At 73.1% G+C, this 5311-nt stretch carries 4 protein-coding genes; all 4 read right to left on the bottom strand.

What is annotated here, in order from left to right:
* Positions 1-1398: GAF domain-containing protein (locus CR470_RS35460; RefSeq protein ID WP_097871655.1), on the bottom strand; the 1398-nt coding region annotated here is incomplete at its 3' end.
* An 89-nt stretch (positions 1399-1487) separates the two neighbouring features.
* On the bottom strand, positions 1488-2876 hold the full coding sequence (locus CR470_RS35465) for an MFS transporter (RefSeq protein WP_097871657.1): 1389 nt from the start codon (positions 2874-2876) through the stop codon (positions 1488-1490).
* 155 nt (positions 2877-3031) lie between these two features.
* On the bottom strand, positions 3032-3829 hold the full coding sequence (locus CR470_RS35470; protein WP_097871659.1) for a 3-hydroxybutyrate dehydrogenase: 798 nt from the start codon (positions 3827-3829) through the stop codon (positions 3032-3034).
* Between the two features lie 107 nt (positions 3830-3936).
* A partial coding sequence (locus tag CR470_RS35475; RefSeq protein WP_257139030.1) for a tannase/feruloyl esterase family alpha/beta hydrolase occupies positions 3937-5311 on the bottom strand: 1375 nt, incomplete at its 5' end.

Genomic DNA, 5311 nt, shown 5'->3' on the forward strand with positions numbered 1-5311 from the left:
CACCAGGACGATGTGGTCGTGGTGCAGCCCGGCCAGACCGTTACGGGCCTGCGCGCTCCGGGCGGTCGCGGCCAGCAGCCGGTGGCGGGGGGCCACCTCGCTGTGCGCGACGAACACGCTGTGCCGCCGGTTCAGGTTGACGCCCAGCCTGCGTGCGCGGGCCGTCAGCGTGCCCGGGTCGCCGGTGCGCGAGAGCAGGTCGCCCAGCAGCTCACCCCGTACCCGGTCCTCCGTCTCGGCGACCGAGCGGCGCAACAGCATGAGCAGCGCGGTGACGACGCTGGCGCGCTCGAACAGGAGCCGGTCGGCGTCCGCGAGCCCCGCCCGGCCGGTCAGCGCGATGGAGCCGAGGAGTTCGGGGCCCGCGAGGACGGCGCAGACCCAGGTACCCGCCAGGGGAACGGCCCGGCCCCTGGCCCGGGAGGAGGCCACCGCCGGGATCGGCTGCGGCAGCGGCTCGGTGCGGGCGCGGGCCAGTTCGGCGCCGTCCGCGTCATGGATCAGGATCCCGCCGTCCAGGATGTCGGCGAGGGCCGCCGCCACGTCGTCGGCGCCGCCGCCCTGCAGGACGAGGTCGGTGAGCTGGTCGTGCGCCTCCTCGGCGCGGCGCATCGCCTCGCTGTGCGTCCGGATGGTCTCCGACGCCGCGTTGAGGTCGACCAGCGCGGCCCGGGTCTCCTCCAGAAGCCGCGCCCCGTCGATGGCGATGGCGGCGTGGTCTGCCAGGGAGGAGAGCAGCGCCACCTCCGAGGCGGTGAACTCGCGGGGGGCCCGGTCGGCCGCGTACAGCACCCCGATGACGCGGGCGCCCAGGCGCAGCGGCACACCGAGGATCGCCCGCAGGCCCTCGTTCAGGACGGCGCTGTCGATGGTGGTGGTGTGGTGGAACCGGGGGTCGGCCTGGTAGTCCCCGGTGGCGTACGGGCGGGCGGTCTGGGCGACCAGTCCGCCCAGGCCCTCGCCCATGCCGAGCCGCAGCCGCTGGAAGTCCTCGGCCACCGACCCGTCGGTGACCCGCATGTACGTGTCGCCCGCGGTGTCGTCGTTGAGCGAGAGGTAGGTGACGTCGGTGCCGAGCAGCAGTTTCGCCCGGTGGACGATGGCCCGCAGGACGGCGTCGAGGTCGCGCAGGGCCGCCAGGTCGCTGGCCGTGTCGAACAGGGCGGTGAGCTGCGCCTCGCGCACCCGGTGCTGACCGAGGGTCCGCCGGATGCGTAGCGCCACGGCCGCGGCCTCGGCGATCTCGGCCAGTTCGGCCTCGGACGCCCCCGCCTGCCGGGCGGCGGCGGCCGGCCGGTCGAACTCCTCTACCGCCGCACCCTGCGCCAGCAGGTCGAGGAGCCGGCGCAGGGCAGGCGCGGAGTGCTGGGCGGCCGGTGGTGTCACGCCGGTGAGCATACGGTGATCGCCTCCCGGGAGGGGCCGAGCGGACAACGGGGGCAGCCCTCCCGCGCACCGCACGGAGCGGTGCGCGGGAGGGCTGGGGATCAGTGGCCGAGGGGGACCGAGTCCTTGACGGCCGCGACCGGCGCCGCCGGGACGGAGCCGTCGAGGCCGTCCTTGGTGAGGTCGCGGCCGCGGGTCTCCTTCGCCACCCAGACCGTCACCGCGGTGACCAGGGAGGCGAAGCAGAGATAGACGGAGATCGGGACGGACGACTCGTAGTCCTTGAGCAGTTCGACCGCGATGAGCGGGGCGAGGGCGCCACCGATGATCGAGGCGAGCTGGGAGCCCATCGAGGCGCCGGAGTAGCGGACCTTCGTGTCGAACATCTCCGAGATGAAGGCCGCCTGGGGACCGTACATCGCACCGTGCAGCAGCAGTCCGAGGGTGACCGCGAGGACGATGACGGGGAAGGATTTGGTGTCCAGGAGTGCGAAGAAGCCGAACGCCCAGAACGCCATGCCGACCGCACCGATCAGCGTGACCGGGCGGCGTCCCAGCCGGTCCGAGAGCGCGCCCCACATCGGGATGGTGACGAAGTGCACCGCGGAGCCGATCAGGACGGCGTTGAGGGCGTCGCTCCTGGACATCTCCAGGTGCACGGTCACGTAGACCAGCAGGAACGCGGTGAGGATGTAGTAGGAGATGTTCTCGCCGAAGCGCGTGCCGATCGCGAGGAGCACCTCGCGCCAGCTCTTGCGGAACACCTGGACGACCGGGGCCTGTTCCTTGACGCCCTGCGCGGCCGAGGCGGCCGACCGCCGCTGCGCCTCCAGGAAGACCGGGGACTCCTCGACCGAGATCCGGATCCACAGGCCGATCATGACGAGGACGCCGGACAGCAGGAACGGGATGCGCCAGCCCCAGGCGAGGAACGCCTCGTCGGACTGGACGGCGGCCAGCAGCGCGAGGACGCCGGTCGCCAGCAGATTGCCGCCGGGCGCACCGGACTGCGGCCAGGAGGCCCAGAAGCCGCGGCGCTCGTCGCCGCCGTGTTCGGAGACGAGCAGCACCGCTCCGCCCCATTCCCCGCCGAGGGCGAAGCCCTGGACCAGGCGCAGGACGGTGAGCAGGATCGGCGCCCAGACGCCGATGCTCGCATGGGTGGGGAGCAGCCCCATGGCGAAGGTCGCGCCGCCCATCATGAGCAGGCTGAGCACGAGGAGCTTCTTGCGGCCGATCTTGTCGCCGTAGTGGCCGAAGACGACGCCGCCGAGCGGACGGGCGGCGAAGCCGACCGCGTACGTCAGGAAGGCCAGCAGCGTGCCGACCAGCGGATCGCTGCTGGGGAAGAAGAGCGTGTTGAACACGAGCGCGGCAGCCGAGCCGTAGAGGAAGAAGTCGTACCACTCGATGGTGGTGCCGACGAGGCTGGCCGCGACGATGCGGCCGATCTTGCCCCTGGGGGGCTGGACGGAGCTGGGGGAACCCATGGTGGAGTCACCGCGTTTCATTGGCAGGGCTGTCAGGGACGGGGGTGCGGGATCGGGGGAGCGGGGTCGCGTGCGGTACGAGCGGTTCCGGCCGGTGGAGCGGTACGAGCGGATGGAGCCGTCGCCGACGGTGGGGGGCCGCGGCGCGTGTGGGGTCAGTGGGCGCTCCAGCCCCCGTCGACGGGGAGCGAGACGCCGGTGATGTAGTCGGTGTGGGGTCCGCAGAGCCAGCGGCAGACCGCGGCGACCTCTTCGGGCTCGATCAGCCGCTTGATCGCGGACCGGTCCAGGAGGATGTCGGTGACGACCTCCTCCGGGGGGATCCCGTGCGCGGCGGCCTGGCCCGCGATCTGGCCCTCCACCAGGGGTGTGCGCACATAACCGGGGTTGACGCAGTTGCTGGTCACCCCGTGCGGGGCGCCCTCCAGGGCGGCCACCTTGCTCAGCCCCTCCAGGCCGTGCTTGGCCGCGACGTAGGCGGACTTGAAGGCGCTGGCCCGCAGTCCGTGCATGCTGGAGACGTTGACGATCCGGCCCCACCCCCCGGCGTACATGTGCGGGAGGCAGTGCCGCATCAGCAGGAACGGGGCGGTCACCATCACCTTCTGGATCAGCTCGAAGCGGTCCGGCGGGAAGTCCTCGATGGCGGCCACGTGCTGCAGACCGGCGTTGTTCACCAGGATGTCCGCACCACTCGGCAGCGTCCCGATCGCCTCGGGGTCCGCCAGGTCCACGACGTGGGCCACACCGCCGATCGCGGCGGCGACGGACTTGGCGCTCCCGGCCTCGCGGTCGACCACGTGAACGAGGGCGCCGGCCCCGGCGAGCGCCTCGGCGGTGGCCCGCCCGATGCCGCTGCCGCCGCCGGTGACCAGGGCGGTGCGCCCCCTGAGGTCCACGGCCGCGGCGCCCGGCGCGGAGGAACCGGAAGCTGCGTGAAATTGGCTCGTCATGGCCGGAAACGCTAGAGACACCCGGCCGGACATCCCATGGTGCGGATCTCCACAGTGAGCGGCGGAGGAGTGGGGGGATCCGCCACCCGGCGACCGGCCGGAGCCCGCTACTCGTCCAGCGGGCAGCGGCCGAGCAGCTCGGCGGGGCCGGCCCCTTCGGGCAGCTCCAGAGTGCGGCTCGACGAGGGCCGTCGGCCGTCGTCCAGCCAGCGTTCCAGTGCCGCGGCCGCCGAACGGTGGCACGGCACGAGCGGACGCAGCCGGTCGGGGAAGGTGTCGACGAGCGAGTCCACATGGGTGCCGCCCTCGACGCGGTAGTAGCGGTGGAGCGCGCCGCGCCCCTCCCGCCGCACCATCCGCGCGTACGCGTCCGAGGTCCTGGAGATCGGGAGCAGGACGTCCAGGGTGCCGTGGAAGCTGATCAGCGGCTTCCCGATGCGGCCGGTCAGGGCGATTCCCGACACGGCGTCGCGCACCTCGGCCGGCCGTCCCGCGTAGTCGTAGTCGGCGTCGCACGCGGGGGTTCCCGGTGCACAGAACGGAGTGCCCGCCTCGGCCGCGCCGTCGAAGTCCGGGTCGATCTCCTCCCGGTAGATCCGTTGGGTGAGGTCCCAGTAGTACTGGTGGTGGTACGGCCAGAGGAACTCCGAACCGGCCGGGTAACCGGCGGCCGTCATGGTCCGGTGGGCGTCCTCGGCGTCCTCGCCCCCGGCCGCGTAGCGGGGGTAGGCGCGGAGGACGGGCGGCAGGAAGGTGAGGAGGTTCGGCCCGTCCGCGCGCCAGAGCGCGCCTTCCCAGTCCACCCCGCCGTCGTACAGCCCGGGATGGTTCTCCAGCTGCCAGCGCACCAGATAGCCGCCGTTGGACATGCCCATCGCCAGCGTGCGGGAGGGGAGGCGGTGGTAGCGCCGGGCGACGACCCGGCGGGCCGCACGGGTGAGCTGGGTGACCCGGGTGTTCCACTCGGCGATGGCGTCGCCGGGGGCCGTGCCGTCCCGGTGGAACGCGGCCGAGGTGTTGCCCTTGTCGGTGGCGGCGTACGCGTAGCCCCGGGCGAGCGCCCAGTCGCCGAAGGCCCGGTCGTTGGCGTACTGCTCGCGCACGCCGGGCGAGCCGGCGACGACGAGGCCGCCGTTCCAGCGGTCGGGGAGGCGGATGACGAACTGGGAGTCGTGGTTCCAGCCGTGGTTGGTGTTGCCGGTCGAGGCGTCGGGGAAGTACCCGTCGATCTGGATGCCCGGCACGCCGCTGGGGGTGGCCAGGTCCTTCGGGGTGAGTCCCGCCCAGTCGGCCGGGTCGGTGTGCCCGGAGGCCACCGTCCCGGCCGTCGTCAACTCCTCCAGGCAGTCGGCCTGCTGGTGGGCGGCTCCGGGCACCCTGATCAGCCCGACGCCTGAGCAGTGACCGGGCCGTCCGGCTTCCGGCGGCAGCGGGGCGGCGGCGGACGGGGCCGCCGTCCAGGCCGTCAGGACGGCCGCGGCG

Source organism: Streptomyces sp. rh34, assembly GCF_002551245.1.
Classification (GTDB): domain Bacteria; phylum Actinomycetota; class Actinomycetes; order Streptomycetales; family Streptomycetaceae; genus Streptomyces.

Coding starts and splice junctions, on each gene's coding strand:
- CR470_RS35465 (WP_097871657.1), bottom strand. CDS start 2,876: ATGGGTTCCCCCAGCTCCGTCCAGCCCCCCAGGGGCAAGATCGGCCGC.
- CR470_RS35470 (WP_097871659.1), bottom strand. CDS start 3,829: ATGACGAGCCAATTTCACGCAGCTTCCGGTTCCTCCGCGCCGGGCGCC.